At 67.8% G+C, this 14,512-nt stretch carries 13 protein-coding genes, 3 tRNA genes and 1 pseudogene; 7 read left to right on the top strand and 10 right to left on the bottom strand.

Annotated features, from left to right (window positions below; genetic code table 11):
- Positions 1-359: 359 nt before the first annotated feature.
- The gene (locus AFR_RS46420) at positions 360-857 is read right to left on the bottom strand and encodes a hypothetical protein (RefSeq protein ID WP_148308150.1); all 498 of its coding nucleotides are present in this window, start codon (positions 855-857) and stop codon (positions 360-362) included.
- An 886-nt stretch (positions 858-1,743) separates the two neighbouring features.
- Here AFR_RS46420 and AFR_RS46415 point away from each other — a divergent pair.
- Both AFR_RS46415 and AFR_RS46410 read left to right on the top strand, forming a co-directional pair.
- Positions 1,744-2,391, top strand: coding sequence for a hypothetical protein (locus AFR_RS46415; protein WP_148308149.1), 648 nt, complete (start codon positions 1,744-1,746; stop codon positions 2,389-2,391).
- 212 nt (positions 2,392-2,603) lie between these two features.
- The gene (locus AFR_RS46410) at positions 2,604-3,707 is read left to right on the top strand and encodes a hypothetical protein (protein WP_148308148.1); all 1,104 of its coding nucleotides are present in this window, start codon (positions 2,604-2,606) and stop codon (positions 3,705-3,707) included.
- A 161-nt stretch (positions 3,708-3,868) separates the two neighbouring features.
- On the opposite strand, the gene AFR_RS34200 is transcribed toward AFR_RS46410, so the two are convergent.
- The gene (locus AFR_RS34200; protein WP_023561402.1) at positions 3,869-4,108 is read right to left on the bottom strand and encodes a hypothetical protein; all 240 of its coding nucleotides are present in this window, start codon (positions 4,106-4,108) and stop codon (positions 3,869-3,871) included.
- Positions 4,109-4,305: 197 nt separating this feature from the next.
- Here AFR_RS34200 and AFR_RS48885 point away from each other — a divergent pair.
- Positions 4,306-4,855: pseudogene (locus tag AFR_RS48885) on the top strand (GntR family transcriptional regulator); the annotation flags it as partial.
- Between the two features lie 171 nt (positions 4,856-5,026).
- Here AFR_RS48885 and AFR_RS34190 read toward each other — a convergent pair.
- From AFR_RS34190 to AFR_RS34180, 3 genes are all read right to left on the bottom strand, one after another.
- A tRNA-Val gene (locus AFR_RS34190) sits at positions 5,027-5,101 on the bottom strand.
- A gap of 15 nt (positions 5,102-5,116) precedes the next feature.
- Positions 5,117-5,187: transfer RNA gene (locus AFR_RS34185), tRNA-Cys, on the bottom strand.
- A 37-nt stretch (positions 5,188-5,224) separates the two neighbouring features.
- Positions 5,225-5,297: transfer RNA gene (locus AFR_RS34180), tRNA-Gly, on the bottom strand.
- Between the two features lie 155 nt (positions 5,298-5,452).
- Between AFR_RS34180 and AFR_RS34175 the strand changes: the two genes are divergently transcribed.
- Positions 5,453-6,643 carry a GNAT family N-acetyltransferase gene (locus AFR_RS34175; protein ID WP_023561400.1) on the top strand — a complete coding sequence of 397 codons (1,191 nt, stop codon included), beginning with the start codon at positions 5,453-5,455 and terminating at the stop codon, positions 6,641-6,643.
- 18 nt (positions 6,644-6,661) lie between these two features.
- Here AFR_RS34175 and AFR_RS34170 read toward each other — a convergent pair whose 3' ends face one another.
- From AFR_RS34170 to AFR_RS34160, 3 genes are read right to left on the bottom strand one after another with little or no spacing between them, the layout of a single operon-like run.
- Positions 6,662-7,411, bottom strand: coding sequence for an FAD:protein FMN transferase (locus AFR_RS34170; RefSeq protein ID WP_023561399.1), 750 nt, complete (start codon positions 7,409-7,411; stop codon positions 6,662-6,664).
- A gap of 11 nt (positions 7,412-7,422) precedes the next feature.
- Complete coding sequence (locus tag AFR_RS34165) at positions 7,423-7,944, bottom strand: FMN-binding protein (RefSeq protein ID WP_023561398.1); 522 nt, start codon at positions 7,942-7,944, stop codon at positions 7,423-7,425.
- Positions 7,945-7,983: 39 nt separating this feature from the next.
- Complete coding sequence (locus AFR_RS34160; protein ID WP_023561397.1) at positions 7,984-9,492, bottom strand: ferredoxin reductase family protein; 1,509 nt, start codon at positions 9,490-9,492, stop codon at positions 7,984-7,986.
- A gap of 232 nt (positions 9,493-9,724) precedes the next feature.
- On the opposite strand from AFR_RS34160, the gene AFR_RS34155 reads away from it, so the two are divergent.
- Genes AFR_RS34155 through AFR_RS34145 form a run of 3 tightly spaced genes read left to right on the top strand, consistent with a single transcriptional unit; the run spans position 9,725 to position 12,419 of the window.
- Entirely contained in the window at positions 9,725-10,939 is a 1,215-nt protein-coding gene (locus tag AFR_RS34155; RefSeq protein WP_023561396.1) for a bifunctional cobalt-precorrin-7 (C(5))-methyltransferase/cobalt-precorrin-6B (C(15))-methyltransferase, read from the top strand.
- On the top strand, positions 10,891-11,679 hold the full coding sequence (cobM, locus tag AFR_RS34150; RefSeq protein WP_238547173.1) for a precorrin-4 C(11)-methyltransferase: 789 nt from the start codon (positions 10,891-10,893) through the stop codon (positions 11,677-11,679). The genes AFR_RS34155 and cobM overlap by 49 nt, the downstream gene beginning before the upstream one ends.
- Positions 11,676-12,419 (top strand): cobalt-precorrin-6A reductase, encoded by a 744-nt coding sequence (locus tag AFR_RS34145; RefSeq protein WP_023561394.1) that lies wholly within the window; start codon positions 11,676-11,678, stop codon positions 12,417-12,419. The genes cobM and AFR_RS34145 overlap by 4 nt, the downstream gene beginning before the upstream one ends.
- Here AFR_RS34145 and AFR_RS34140 read toward each other — a convergent pair.
- The gene (locus AFR_RS34140; RefSeq protein WP_023561393.1) at positions 12,382-13,893 is read right to left on the bottom strand and encodes a precorrin-2 C(20)-methyltransferase; all 1,512 of its coding nucleotides are present in this window, start codon (positions 13,891-13,893) and stop codon (positions 12,382-12,384) included. The two genes, AFR_RS34145 and AFR_RS34140, sit on opposite strands and share 38 nt — an antisense overlap.
- Position 13,894: 1 nt before the next feature.
- Complete coding sequence (locus AFR_RS34135) at positions 13,895-14,512, bottom strand: precorrin-8X methylmutase (RefSeq protein ID WP_023561392.1); 618 nt, start codon at positions 14,510-14,512, stop codon at positions 13,895-13,897.

Here is a 14,512-nt window from a genome sequence, read left to right as displayed (position 1 = left end):
AGCCGCGATTGTGCTCGCCCACTCGCTGGCTCGGTCGAGATCAGACGGATCGGAACGGCTGAGTATATAGAAAACAATCGAGGTGCCCACGACTAATGCAAGGCCGCCCGTCACTACGGCGAACCATCGCTGCCGCTGACGGTAGAGCTTGCTCCGGTCAGACGCGTCCTCCGCGATAAGCCCTAATTCAAGAAGGGCGACCCTGATGTGAGGCTCTGAGATTGTCGCCGCGTCCTCTTTAAGGGCCTCGCTACTGGCGAGAGTTAGAACGTTCTCGCGGAGTCTTGCAATGCGACGGTCCAATAAGGCCTCTGCCGCCGCGTCTAGATTGAGTGGCGGCACACTCCGCAATCCGTCTGTCATGACTGCGACCCCTTATTGAAGCAGATAAGGGCAGCGGCTCCGCAAATCACGAAACCGATTGCGCCCCACGATTCAGTCAAGTTGTTTGTGAAGTGTCCACCGACGAAGGTAGCTAGTAAGCTACACAGCATCCAGTTTCGACGATCATCCGCTTTTCCGGGCTGAGCGTATCCGATCCGCTGCAGCGTGTCGGCGTCATGAATCATGGTGGGAGTGATCAGGGGAGGCGCTAAACCAGGGTTGGCTGCAGCTTCTAAGCGGCTGGCCTCGTTCAGAAGAACTCGTCCATGCTTTACAAGCGCTTCTGCTAAGGCCTTATGCGTGGCGTCATGCAAGTCGCTGGCCCCGGTGACCACCACGGGTAGGTGATCACCGTTGTGTGGCGCTTCTTGACCGAGCCGAGTTACCTGGCGGCCCGACGGGGTGGCAGTCACGTCCCGCGCTTGTGACTGCTCCTGGCCCTGAGCATTGGTCGGGTGAACGTCATCCGTCATCGCAGGCCTCCGGGCGCACGCGTACCGAAGCCCTCGAGCGCTGGAGGGCGAGCGGTCATTGGATGACGCACCATGATGACGGTCGGCGGAACTCCTCCGGGGAGTCGCCCTCGATGCTACAAGAAGCTCAAGTGCTGTGCCACCAGAGTGAACGTCGGCAGCCGAGTCGGTCGGTTGTCGTCAAGGTACATAGGAAAGACGCAGGCTGCCGTTCGCGGCCGTGCCCGCTGCGTGCCCGATGTGGCGGCCAACGGGCGGTCAAGGCGGTCAACGACGGTTAACGACGACTGCCGCTGAGCTGGGAAGACGGTAGGTGAGTGACCCGCGACCGGCGGATGATCGAGGATTCCTAAACCGTGTGTCGCAGGTTCGATTCCTGCCGGGGGCACCAGGTCGGAGCCTTGACCAGCGATCATGGTTTCTCCTTCTAGGTCTTTCGTGCCCGTTGGCCTGCCACTTTCGACGTTGTCGAAGTGCTCGGCGACCTGGGCGTCACGGTCGTCCATCGGCCGGGCGTAGTTCTGGGGCGTGACACTGGCGTTGGCGTCACCGAGCCAAAAAGCTGCGACCATCACCCCGTGCGAGCCGGCCACCCAGGAGGCGTGAATCGCCCGAGGGTTCCGTTTCGCAGGCCGCTCGCGCCGCCCAGCAGGCCGGGCCGGAGGCCCGCCCATCATGGCCCCGCCCGGTCGCTTCGCTGGGCGCGGCCCGACAGTTGCAGCCCGCCGGCAGGCTCGACACGCGAAGAAGCCCGGGCCGCCGAAGCAGCCGGCAATCCCGGGCTTAGCAGTCCGCGGTGACATGACGCCTCCGGCGGGGACCCTGACCTCTGGGATGGCTGAGCAGCGCGGAGGCTCGCCTTGCGTGCACCGCCGACAATGCTGCTGTGAACATGAGCTGGCCAATCATCGTTGTAGCTGTTCTCGGCGTGATCGGCACTTTCGGCGCTGCCGTGACAACCCAGGTTCTTACGACGCGAAGGGAGGAGCGTCGTGCGGCGAGGGACCGCGAGGACCAGCAGCGACGGTGGGACCGTGAGCAGAAAGACAGGTCCTACATATGGCAGCGCGAGGACGAACTTCGCCACCGGGAGACAAGGGAGGAGGTCTACACGCAGTTCATGCGAGCGATTTGGGCGTGGGGCCGTAAGGCGTCGGCGGCACGAACAGCACTGCAGGGCGGGGCGAAGAACATCACGCGAGAGCAGTATGACGATCTAACCGCCAGCGCGGTCGAAGCAGTGGACACCTTTGCTTTGCTGGAGCTTACGGCTTCGGCTCCAGTTAGAAAGCCGGCCCGCGACTGCTGCAATCTGATCAGTAGTTTCAACAATGCCTTCCTCGCGAAAATTGTGGATCAAGAAAAGACATTAAAGATCCACGACTCATACAAGGTGAGCGCTAGACAGGCTCTCGAACTTATGCGTCAAGATCGCGGGCTCCCTCCAGGCGGCGTAGTAGCCAACGGCGACGCGCCCGACCTGCTAGAAAGCTCGCAACCAACCACGGCAATCGGGGCGGCTGGCTCGGCCTAAGCACTCGGCACCACGATACTTGCGCTAGGCACGCCGAGCGTCTGGCGCCGGCGACCTCGCTGATGGCGATGACCGCACTCGAAGGCGTCGGGCGGCAACCGCTCCTTGGCTTAGGACTACGACCGACCTACCGGGATGCCACTCGGGCCGCGCGAGTAGGGGCCAGCGATTACTCACTGTCGTGGAACGACGATGGCTCGTACCATGCGCTCATGGCAACCGGGATCCCGTTCCACGAACCAGGCGTTCCACGGCTTGGCCCGATGGGCGGCGCGGAGCCCGAGGTGAACTTCTTCCTCCAGTCGACCAGGGAGATTGCGGTCGCCGCTCGTACCAACGTCAACCTGTGGTACTCGCGAATAAGCGACCCTACATTATCTCTCCTTAAGCGTTTGCGCGATGATAATTCGAATGTGCACCGGTCGGCGCTCGACGAACTCTTCGTCAACGAGCTATTGCGCCGTCAGTTCTGGCGAATTGAATACGAAGAGGAGTTGGGCGCTCCGGATTTCCGTTTATACGATACTGATAGTTACCTCGCTGGCCTTGAGGTGCTCTCCTTATTTGGAAGATCAGATTGGGAAGCCGAACATTACCAGCACGCCCGAATAGCTGACGAGCTAAACCGACGCCTCGTTGCTGATCGATGGTTCATCCACTTTGAAATTATTCACCTGGACCGTGAGCCGCCTATACGCAAGTTGGCTGATTGGGTGCAGCGCACAACGCGTGCTCTTGCTGCCGAAAAAATATCAGTGATGCATGACGAGCCGATTCCACCCGCCACCTTTGCTTCTGAGGGCGTGCTTCTCAAGTTTGATTTTATCCCACGAACGTCTACTGGCGAGCTGAGCGCGGATCGCATCGTCGGTATGGGCGCTCTTACCGGAGGCTTTGTGAACTCTGGTCGGCGACTCAAGGTTGCGCTGACCGGCAAGGCAGGCAGCAAGTACAAGCTACTCGGCGGCCCGTACGCTCCATGCGTCGTTCTTCACGACTTCTTTTGCTCTGACGAACAAGTTCTCGATGCTCTGTATGGAACTGAGCAGATCGAGCTGGCCTCGATGAAATGGCAAAGGGCATCGAACGGTCTTTTTGGGCTCGGAAAGAACGGTGGGAAAAATCAAAGAGTGTCGTGTGTATATGTGGTTAAGAACTGGCTGCCGTGGGCGCCGGACGAGGTTACGATATCGCGGTTCGACAACCCGTTTTGCGCAGCTGAGTACCCAGAGCCGATCTTGCAGCCCCAGGCGTGGTTTCGTCGAGTACTGAGCGACAACGGGAGCATCCATCTCGACTGGCAAGCCGAAATATGAGACCAAATTGCAGCAGCAAACCAACCAACAACGATCCAAGGCGAGCGGCGCCGGCCAAGTCTGAAAACGGCCGGTCGTTCGACCTTCCCATTCCTGATAGCGGCTGGCTAACGTGTTGATGGACGCCATGGCGGCAATCTACGACTGCCGATCACTAAAGTTCAGGTTCGCGGCTGCGACATTTTTGCCCAGTCTGAGAGCTCTGGCGGCACCGTCGCCATCATTCGGTGCAGCATGGCTCGCGCTTCGCGTTCTTGGTCGAAGTAGTGAGTCACTGTCAGGCCGTCGGCACCGCCTTGCCGCCCGAGCGCCTGCCATCCGGTCTCGGTGCGGAGCAGATAGACGTCGCGCCGGTTTGGCCCGTAGTGCCTGTTGAACCAATGTTCGATGCGCTCCGCCATGTCGTCACGTTAGAATATGTGTTCGACCTGATCGAATGGCGTGCTGCAGAGGTGTCGGGCGTCTCTGGGGTGCTGGAGGACCGCATCTGCACGAGTCGGAACTGGCTGGCGCGTACCAGTAGGCTGGACAAGTCTGTCGGATGGGTCGAAGGGTCTAAGGCATGGGGGAAGTCACGGCACGCGTCGAGGTGGCGATCCGAGGACTCGTCACGTCGGGGGAATACGGCCCACAGGACAAGCTGCCGTCTGAAAGGCGGCTTGCTGAGGATCTGGGAGCCGGTCGAACGACGGTGCGTCTCGTGCTCACTATGGTAGCCGAGCCGACGCGTGCCCGGGTCCAGGCCGCCATCGCCGAACTCGGCTACGTCCGGTAACGGGTTCGCGACCTGGGTGTTCCACCCGGCGGCGACCGGCCGCTATCCAGGCAAGGCCCCGCTGCCGGCGCGGCCGGTCCCGGTGCTGGCCGACCCATGGCCGGGGGTGCCGGTCCGGGGGCGCAACGCTGCCGGACGGGCCGACGCTTGCTGGCTGCCGATCGCCCCGAAGCTCACACCGCACGGGCTGCGTCATACCTACAAGACCATCATGGTCGAGCTGGGCACGCCTGCGACGCTCATGGATGACCAAATGGGCCACGAGGACGGCTCGGTGCAGGCCCGCTATGCGCACATCACTTCGGGCATGACGGAACGCCTGCTCGGCGGCCTGACCGAGCTATGGCTGGCGGCGCTTACCGCCCGGCGTTAGTTCAGCCAGCGGTAGGCCGTGGCGGTACTCGATCGGCTGCTGACGGAGCGTGGGGAATGACGTTCTCCCCGGCCCCAAGATCCTCTCCCCAGATTCTCCCGAGAGCCCCGCACAACGGAAAACGGGCTTCATCCCCGGAGGATGAAACCCGCTCTGACCTGCTGTCTTGCGTGGTGGGCGATACTGGGATCGAACCAGTGACCTCTTCCGTGTCAGGGAAGCGCGCTCCCGCTGCGCCAATCGCCCTCGTTCTTGTTGCCGAGGTGGAGACGGGATTTGAACCCGTGTACACGGCTTTGCAGGCCGTTGCCTCGCCTCTCGGCCACTCCACCGAGCCGGCCCCGCACGTAACCTGTGGCGGCCTCTCCGAGCGGACGACGGGATTCGAACCCGCGACCCTCACCTTGGCAAGGTGATGCGCTACCAGCTGCGCTACGTCCGCTTGTCTCTCCGGTGCGTTCCCCGGCGACGGATGAAACATTAGCGGGTACCCCGCCGCCTTGCCAAACCGGGGTACCCCGGCGCGTCGCGGCCCGGGTTATCCACAGGTCAGGAAACAGGCGAGCGCGCCGCCGTCGTTCCCGGTTGGATGGCTTCATGGAGATCCGGCAGGTGTCGGCCGCTGAGCGTACCGACACGATGTTTCCGCTGCAGACCTACGCGTTCATGCCTTCGCCGTGGCCGGAGGCCGACCGGGAGGTTTATGCCGGTCGGATGCGCTTCTACGAGACCGCCGTCAGCCTCGTGGCTGAGGAGGGTGGGCAGGCGCTTGCGGGGGTCGCGGCGTTCCCGATGCGGCAGAACGCGCGGGGCGCAGTGCACGACATGGCCGGCGTCGCGTCGGTCTCCACGCATCCTGCGGCGCGGCGGCGGGGGTTCGTGCGGGAGCTGTTGTGGCGGCTTCTGCATCAGATGCGCGATCAGGGGTGCACCGTCAGCGCGCTCTACCCGTTCCGCCCGTCGTTCTACGGCCGGTTCGGCTTTGTGGGCCTTCCCCGGGTCCGGACGGCCACCTTCGCCCCTGAAGGGCTCTCGCACCTGCTCAGGGCCGATCTGCCGGGCGAGGTGCAGCGCCTCCCCATGGCGGAGTGCTTCGACGACTTCAACGCCCTGACGCTGCGCCTGCTGGGGGAGCGGCACGGCTTCTCCGTGTACGACGAGGTGCGCACGGCCGAGTTTCGGGAGAGCCCGGCGCGCTGGGTTGCCGTCGCGCGGTCGGGTGGGGAGGTCGTGGGGGCCGTGGCCTACCGGATCGATCAGTACGGCGGTGATCTCATCGCCGACGACCTCCTGGTCACCGGGTCGCTCGGGCGGGCGCTGCTGCTGCAGTTCTTCGCGCGGCACGTCGACCAGGTGTCCCGCGTCAAGCTGACGATCGGCACCGATGAGGTGCCCGAGCTGTGGGGGACCGACTTTGCGGTGCTCACCGAGGGCCGTGTGGAACATCCCCGCAAGGGCGGTCCGATGGCGCGCCTGCTGTCCCTGGAGGCCCTGACCGGCACCTCCACGGCGGCGAAGGACGAGGCAGTGGTCGTCGAGGTGGTCGACGACGAGTTCATCGGCGGGCGCTACCAGCTCTCGGCCGACGCGGGCCGCCTTGTGGTCGAGCCGAGCAAAGCCGAGCCGCAGGCCACGCTGACCTGCGCGGGGATCTCGGCGCTCGCCTACGGTGTCCTGGATCCGATCGAGGTGTTGACCAGAGGCTTCGGCCAGGTGGACGCCGCGGCCGCTCAGTCCCTCGCCGCACTGTTCCCCAAGCAGATGCCCTACCTGTTTGCCGACTTCTGACGACCGCGTGAGGGCGGGTCAGACGGCGGCGGGGAGACCGGCGGAGCTGAAGGCACGGCCGTCGTCCGTCACGACCGCGGAGTTGTATCCGTCGGCGACCCGTTTGGCGAGCCAGGCGATGCCGGGCTCGCCCATGGCCAGCGCGGCGGTCGCGTACGCGTCAGCTAGCGCCAGGTCGGGGCCGACGACGGTCACGGAGCGCAGGCCGCGCGCCGGGCCGCCCGTGCGCGGGTTGAAGACGTGGTCGCCGCGTTCGTAGGTGCCGGAGGTGGCAACGGCCTCGTCGGTCAGGGAGAGCACCCAGCTGAGCTTGTCCGCTTCCCAGGGATGCCGGATGCCGACCCGCCAGGGCAAGCCCTGGCCGGAGCGGCCGCGGGCCCGGATGTCGCCGCCGGCGTTGACGCAGTGGTTGACCGAACCGGCTTCGGCCAGACGGGCGGAGGCGATCTCCACGGACCAGCCCTTGACGTATCCGGACGGGTCCAGGGGGCCCGCGGCGTACGCGTCGAAGTAGCCGTCGGTCTCCCGCCACAGATCAGCACACGCCTCCAGGACGTGACGCATGTCGGCGGAACATTCGGACGGCTTGAGCTCGCGGCGGCGGAGGCGGCTGACCTCGCTGTCGTCGCGGTAGGTGCTGAAGCGGTGGTCGACCTCGTGGAGCCAGCCGCACACGTCGCCGATCATCGCCCGGAGGGTCTGGTCGGGGAGGTCGTCGGCCAGGTCGATGCTGACGACGGTGCCCATGACGTGTTCGGCGTGGTGCATGGCGCGGGACTCTACGCGGTGGCGGCGTCGATCGCCGCCTGCAGAGACTTGACGTACGACTCCGACGTGAACGTGGCACCGGACACCGCGTCGACCTCGGCGCTCTGGGCCTGGACCGTGGATTCCTTGAGCGAAGCGATCGCGGGCGGGTTGATCGTCGCGCTGTCGCCCGTCACGGGGTACGTGGCGTCAGCGGCCGTGATCTTGCCGCCGGAGACCTTGATCGAGACCTGGATCGTGCCGTAGGGGTTCTTCGCGGCTTTGCCCTTGAAGATGCCGTTGGTCAGGCCGGTGCCGCCGGCCTCACCCGACGATTCTTCCGACTCGGCGTCCTCGGCCGGAGCCTTGGGCTTCTTCGAGGCCGGCTTCTTGGTCGGGGACGCCGACGGGTCGGCGTCCTGGCCCGAGTTCGCCAGGTCGACCACGGGCGGCGCCGCTGAGGGAACCACGGGCGCGGTGACGCTCAGCCGGACCCCGACGATCAGGGCGGCGCCGGTCAACGTTCCGACGGCTGCTGCGGTGCTGCGTCGCATGAGGAAACTCCCGAAATGGGCTGGGGGATCGGAGGCGGATCAGAATTCGAAGGGGTCGAGGTGCATCTGGCTGTCCGGCACTTCCAGTTCGCGCAGGGTCTGCACCGCGGCGTCGACCAGCCCGGGTGGCCCGCACAGGTAGACGTCCCGGCGGTTGACGTCGGGCACCAGCCCGAGCAGACCGGTCGCCGTGAAGAGCCGGCGGGGGCCTGGGTCGTTGCGGGAGCCGACGATGTATCGGACCCACGCGTCGCGGCGTTCGGCCAGGTCCTCCAGCTCCTCGCGGAAGACGAGCTCGTCCGGGCGGCTGGCGCGGTAGATCACGATCGTGTCCGGCGGCATGTCCTCGAGCAGGGCCCGGATGGGGGCGATGCCGCTGCCACCGGCGATGAGCAGCGCGCGGCGGCGGGTGCGGCGCTGGGCGGTGAAGGTGCCGAACGGGCCTTCCGCCCAGATCGGGGTGCCCGGCTCCATCTCGGCCAGCTTCGACGTGTGACCGCCGACGGCCGTGACGGTCAGGCGCAGCCACTCGGAGTTCGGTGCGGCGGAGAGCGAGAACGGGTGTGACTGCCACCAGCCGTTGGCGGTCAGGAACCGCCAGCGCATGAACTGCCCGGCCTGCGCCGGCAGGCTCTCGAGGCGGCGGCCGTCGATGTAGATCGAGAACGTGTTCGCGCCCTCGGCGACAACCTCGGCGACCTCGAAGCGGTGGCGCGCGTTCAGCCACAGCGGCTCGACCAGGCGGCCCCAGACCAGCGCGGCGATCACGAGGGCGCTCAGTGCGGGCCAGAAGACCGACGCGAAGCGGCCGGACAGGTTGGCGCCCGTCGCGACCTGGTGGCCGTACCCGAGCAGGAGCACCAGGTACGCGGTCAGGTGAATGAAGTGCCACAGCTCGTACGGCAGTTTGCTGCGTGCCGCGCGGATCGAGATGACGCTGATCAGCACCAGCAGACCGGTGGCGACGGTCGCGCTGATCATCTCGGGGAGCGTGGTGATGATCGTCCAGGCCTGGTCGACCACGCCGGACTCGGCCGTCAGCGCGTACCCGTAAACGATGAAGACGATGTGTGCCAGGACCGTCACGACCAGTGAGGTGCCCAGCCAGCGGTGCCAGCGCAGCAGGTCGCGGGCGCCGACCCACTCCTCGAGCCAGGAGACGCGGCTCATCATCAGCAGCTGGATGAAGAGCAGGTAACCGGCGATCAGACCGGTGATCCGGCCGACGGCCATCATCAGCGTCGCGGTGTCGTTGATCGCGCCGGCCTGGGTGTCGAAGAGCCAGAGCGAGACGCTGGTCGCCAGGCCGGCGAAGAACAACAGGACCGTGAGCAGGCGGTTTCCCGAAGTGGCCTCGGCCGGCGGGCGATCATCGGTGGAGATCGGCGGGCCGCTGGTCTGCCAGCCGGACGGGTCCTGCGGCGCCTCGACGACGATGTCGCCGCGCGGCACACCCTCGTTCAGGTCGGGCTGCGACCAGAAGTCGCGTTCCGGTGCCAGGGTCTGGCCGAACGAAGGCTCACGCTGGTCTTCGAAGGATTGGAACATGGTCGGCTCTGGTCGCCCGGCAGTATCGCCGTACGCTCGCGCCATCGACCTCACCCGCTCAGCAGTCGTCTTCCGGCGTCTGCCACCCCCCAGCGGCCGACGTGACGACCCGGTCTCGGCAGGCCGTCGACGGGTACTACGCGGTTCAGCTGGCGAAGGCTCAAACCTGAGAGAGAAAAAATCTGCGGGGGAGGGCTGAGAGCCCTCCGCGACCGGCGGCTACCGTCACGACGTGACTGACAAACCCGCCGGACTCACCGTTGTCGGCGTCGGCGCCGACGGCTGGCCGGGCCTGTCGGGTACGGCCACAGCAGCGCTCACCTCCGCCGAAGTGATCTTCGGCAGCTCACGCCAGCTGACGCTGCTCCCGTCAGCCGTGACCGCCGAGCGTGTGCCGTGGCCGTCGCCGCTGGTGCCCGCGCTCCCGGGTCTGCTCGACGCGCACCGCGGCCGGCACCTCGCGGTCCTGGCCAGCGGCGATCCGATGTTCCACGGCATCGGCACGACACTGGTCCGCCTGCTCGGCGCGGCAGCCGTCCGCGTCCTGCCGCACCCGTCGTCGGTGTCGCTCGCGGCGGCGCGCCTCGGCTGGCCGCTCCCGGAGGTCGACGTCCTGAGCCTGGTCACCGCCCCGGTCGAGGAACTCCACCCCCTGATCCACCCCCACCGCAAGATCCTCGTCCTCAGCGCCGGTGCCCACACTCCGGCCGCCGTCGCGGCCCTCCTCACTTCCCGGGGGTACGGGGACAGCAGCGTGAGCGTCCTCTCCCAGCTCGGAGGCCCGGCTGAGCAGATCCGCACCGGCCGCGCGGCGGAGCTGGACGCCGGCGATATCGACCCCCTGAACGTGATCGCGGTCGTTTGCTCGGGTGGCTCCGAGCCGAGGCCGCTCGTGCCGGGGCTGCCGGACGACGTCTACGAAAGCGACGGGCAGCTCACCAAACGTGAGGTCCGGGCGGTCACACTGGCGATTCTCGGGCCGCAGCCGGGGGAGCTGCTCTGGGACGTCGGCGCCGGTTCGGGCAGCATCGCGATCGAGTGGATGCGCGCGCACCGGGACTGCCGGGCGATCGCGGTCGAGTCCGATCCTGTACGTGCCGGACGCATCCGGAGGAACGCGGGCGCTCTGGGCGTACCGAAGCTGACGGTTGTGGAGGGACGCGCGCCCGCAGCCTTGGACGGCCTGGCCGGGCCGGACGTGGTTTTTGTCGGCGGCGGCGTGACGCGCGAGGGTGTGGTCGAGGCGGCCTGGGCCGCGCTGCCGAGCGGCGGGCGACTGGTCGCGAACGCGGTGACGCTGGAGTCGGAGGCCGCGCTGGCGGCCCGATATGCCGAACTGGGCGGTGAAATGACCCGGATCGCCGTCAACCGGGCGTCGCCCATCGGCGGTTTTACGGGATGGAGAGCGATGATGCCGGTGACGATCTGGTCGGTGAGCAAGCCGTGACGGTGCACTTCATCGGTGCGGGGCCGGGCGCCGCGGACCTCATCACGGTGCGGGGCCAGCGGCTGATCGGGTCGTCGCCGGTGTGTCTCTACGCCGGGAGTCTCGTTCCGGCGGAGCTGCTGACGTTCTGCCCACCCGGCGCGCGGCTGGTCGACACCGCCGGGCTCGACCTCGACCAGATCCTCGCCGAGATGGTCACGGCCGAGAAGGCCGGTCACGACGTGGCGCGGCTGCACTCCGGGGATCCGTCGGTGTTCAGCGCGGTCGCCGAGCAGATGCGGCGCCTCGACGAGGCCGGGATCGGGTACGACGTGACGCCCGGCGTGCCCGCATTTGCCGCCGCGGCGGCCTCGCTGGGCCGGGAGTTCACCGTGCCCGGGGTCGCACAGACGGTGATCCTGACGAGGACGGCCGAGCGGGCCACGGCGATGCCGCCGGGCGAGGACCTCGCCACGCTCGGCGCGAGCCGGTCGACGATGGTCCTGCACCTCGCCGTGCAACGGATCGACGCGGTGGTCGCGGAGCTGGTGCCGAATTACGGCGTGGACTGCCCGGTCGCCGTCGTGGCGCGGGCGAGCCGGGAGGACGAGCTGATCGTTCGCGGCACGCTGGCCGACATCGCCGCGAAGGTGACCGCCGCGGGCATCAAACGAACCGCGGTGATCGTCGTCGGTGCGGCGCTGACCGCCACCGCGTTCCCGGACAGCCACCTCTACTCGACGGAACGCTGCCGGCCGTGAAAGTCCTGGTCCTCGGGGGTACGACCGAGGGGCGGGCACTGGCCACGGCCGCCGTGGACAACTTCGAGGTGATCAGCTCGCTGGCCGGGCGCACGAGCACACCGCTGCTTCCCGCCGGCCGCGTACGGATCGGTGGTTTCGGGGGTGCCGCCGGACTGGCCTCCTTTGTGCGCGCCGAGGCGATCGACGCGATCGTGGATGCGACACATCCGTTCGCGGCGGTGATGACCGGCAACGCCGTCGCGGCGGCGCGGGAGACTGGCGTGCCGCTGCTCGTGCTGCGCCGGCCCGGCTGGACCGAGCAGCCCGGCGACCGCTGGCTGCGGGTGCCGGCGCTCGACGCGGCCGCCGCGCTGCTGCCGTCGCTGGGGGAGCGGGTGTTTCTGACCACCGGGCGGCAGAGCATCGCGGCCTTCGCCGGGGTCGACGAGTGCTGGTTTCTGTCGCGGTCGGTCGAGCCCCCGGAAGCGCCCCTGCCGCGGCGCCTCGAGGTGCTGCTCGACCGCGGCCCGTTCACCACCGGCAGCGAGGGTGCCCTGCTCGACCGGCACCGGATCGACGTCCTGGTCACCAAGGACAGCGGCGGCAGCACCGCAAAGCTCGACGCCGCCCGCGACCGCGGCATTCCCGTCGTCGTGCAGGACCGCCCACCTCTTCCGTCCGGTGCTGTTGTTGAAACCGTGGACGCCGCCCTCGACTGGCTCAGGCGGGGTAGTGACGAGGTGTGTACACCTGGGTAGAGCCGTCGCCGCGGGTCGTCATGCGGGTCTGGCTCGAGCCCACGATCAGCAAGCAGCGCATGTCGACCGTCGCCGGATCGAGCTCGCCCAGCGTCGTAACCAGGATCGACTCCTCGGGCCCGCCCACGTCCCGGCCGACAACCACCGGGGTCTGCGGCGTGCGGTGCTCGAGCAGGAGCTCACGGGCCTTGACCAGCTGTTCCTTGCGGCTCCGGGAAGCCGGGTTGTAGATGGCGATGACCAGGTCGGCGCTCGCCGCGGCGGTCAACCGGCCGGCGATGACCTCCCACGGCTTGAGCCGGTCGGAGAGCGACATGATGCAGAAGTCGTGCCCGAGCGGCGCACCCGCGCGACTGGCCACGGCCTGCGCCGCGGTCAGACCCGGCACCACCCGGACCGGAACGTCCTTCCACTGCGGGTCCTCACTGACCTCCAGCACCGCGGCGGCCATCGCGAACACCCCGGGGTCGCCCGACGAGACCACCGCGACACGACGGCCGCGCTTGGCCAGGTCGAGCGCAAACGCCGCCCGCTCGGCCTCGACGCGGTTGTCCGACGGGTGTTTCCGCCGGTGCGGGCTGTCCGGAACCCGGTCCACATAAGGCCCATAACCGACCACGTCATCAGCCTCGGCCAGTGCAGCCTGCGCCTCGGGAGTCAGCCACTCCTGCCCAGCCGGCCCCAGTCCGACGACCGTCACCTCGCCTCGGCCGTCCTGCGACACCGGCGTTTCAGTCGGAGCGGCTGTGCCGGTCAGAGCGGCCTTGCTCGGCAGCAGGGCCAGGGAGAAGTAGGGGACCGTCGACGGGTCGATGTCCGCGACCTTGCCGGAGCGCTCGCGATCGGTGGTCGCCCGCTCGACGTACCAGGCGTCGTCGAGGCGACCGGCCTGCTCCAGCGCGTCCCGGACGCCGGGGAAGGTGCGGCCCAGCTTCATGATGGCCGCGGAGTCGGTGCCGGCCAGTCGCGCTGCGAGCTCTGCTGGTGGCAGGGTGCCGGGCAGGACGGTCAGGGTCTCGTCGCGTTCCATCAGCGGGCGGCCGAGCACCGCCGATGCGGCACTCACCGAAGTAACGCCGGGCACGACCACGGCCTCGTAGCGGTCGGCGAGCCGTTTGTGCATGTGCATGTAGGAGCCGTAGAAGAACGGGTCACCCTCGGCCAGGACCACCACGTCACGGCCCGCGTCCAGATGGGCGGCCAGCCGCTCGGCGCTCTCGGCGTAGAACTCGTCGATCGCGCCCTGGTATCCGCCCGGGTGGTCGGTCGTCTCGGTGGTGACGGGATAGATCAGCGGCTCCTCGATCTGACCCTCACGCAGGTAGGACTCCGCGATGGCCCGCGCATTGCTGCGTCCGTGGCGCGCCGCGTGGTACGCGATCACGTCCGCCGCGCCGATCAGCCGCGCCGCCTTGACGGTGACCAGCTCCGGGTCGCCCGGACCGAGCCCGACCCCGAACAGCCGACCCGCCATGCTACTCCTCCTCCGAGGCGAGGGCGTTGACCGCCGCCGCCGTCATCGCACTGCCACCACGCCGTCCGCGCACGACCAGGAACTCCAGGTCGGAGGCGGCCAGGGCGTCCTTCGACTCGGCCGCGCCGATGAAGCCGACCGGGATGCCCAGCACCGCCGCCGGTCGTGGTGCACCCGCTTCGATCATCTCCAGCAGCCGGAACAGGGCCGTCGGCGCGTTGCCGATCGCAACCACCGCGCCGGCGAGGCGGTCGCCCCACAGGTCGAGCGCTGCGGCGCTGCGGGTGTTGCCGAGCTGCGCCGCGAGGGCGGGCACCGTCGGGTCGCGCAGCGTACAGACGACCTCGTTGCCGGCCGGCAGTCGCTTGCGGGTGACCCCGGAGGCGACCATCTCGGCGTCGCAGAAGATCGGCGCGCCACCGAGCAGCGCCTTGCGTGCCGCGGTCACCACACCCGCGCTGTAGGCGATGTCGGGGACCAGGTCGACCATCCCGCACGCGTGGATCATCCGGACCGCGACCCTCGCCACGTCGGCCGGCAACCCCGACAGGTCGGCTTCCTCCCGGATCGTGGCGAACGACCGCCGGTAGATCTCCGCGCCGTCGTGCACGTACTCCAT

Source organism: Amorphoplanes friuliensis DSM 7358, assembly GCF_000494755.1.
Taxonomy (GTDB): domain Bacteria; phylum Actinomycetota; class Actinomycetes; order Mycobacteriales; family Micromonosporaceae; genus Actinoplanes; species Actinoplanes friuliensis.
This window is presented reverse-complemented; position numbering and strand designations above follow the sequence as displayed.

Coding starts and splice junctions, on each gene's coding strand:
- AFR_RS46420 (WP_148308150.1), bottom strand. CDS start 857: ATGACGGATGACGTTCACCCGACCAATGCTCAGGGCCAGGAGCAGTCA.
- AFR_RS46410 (WP_148308148.1), top strand. CDS start 2,604: ATGGCAACCGGGATCCCGTTCCACGAACCAGGCGTTCCACGGCTTGGC.
- AFR_RS34200 (WP_023561402.1), bottom strand. CDS start 4,108: ATGGCGGAGCGCATCGAACATTGGTTCAACAGGCACTACGGGCCAAAC.
- AFR_RS34175 (WP_023561400.1), top strand. CDS start 5,453: ATGGAGATCCGGCAGGTGTCGGCCGCTGAGCGTACCGACACGATGTTT.
- AFR_RS34170 (WP_023561399.1), bottom strand. CDS start 7,411: ATGCACCACGCCGAACACGTCATGGGCACCGTCGTCAGCATCGACCTG.
- AFR_RS34165 (WP_023561398.1), bottom strand. CDS start 7,944: ATGCGACGCAGCACCGCAGCAGCCGTCGGAACGTTGACCGGCGCCGCC.
- AFR_RS34160 (WP_023561397.1), bottom strand. CDS start 9,492: ATGTTCCAATCCTTCGAAGACCAGCGTGAGCCTTCGTTCGGCCAGACC.
- cobM (WP_238547173.1), top strand. CDS start 10,891: ATGGAGAGCGATGATGCCGGTGACGATCTGGTCGGTGAGCAAGCCGTG.
- AFR_RS34140 (WP_023561393.1), bottom strand. CDS start 13,893: ATGGCGGGTCGGCTGTTCGGGGTCGGGCTCGGTCCGGGCGACCCGGAG.
- AFR_RS34135 (WP_023561392.1), bottom strand. CDS start 14,512: ATGGAGTACGTGCACGACGGCGCGGAGATCTACCGGCGGTCGTTCGCC.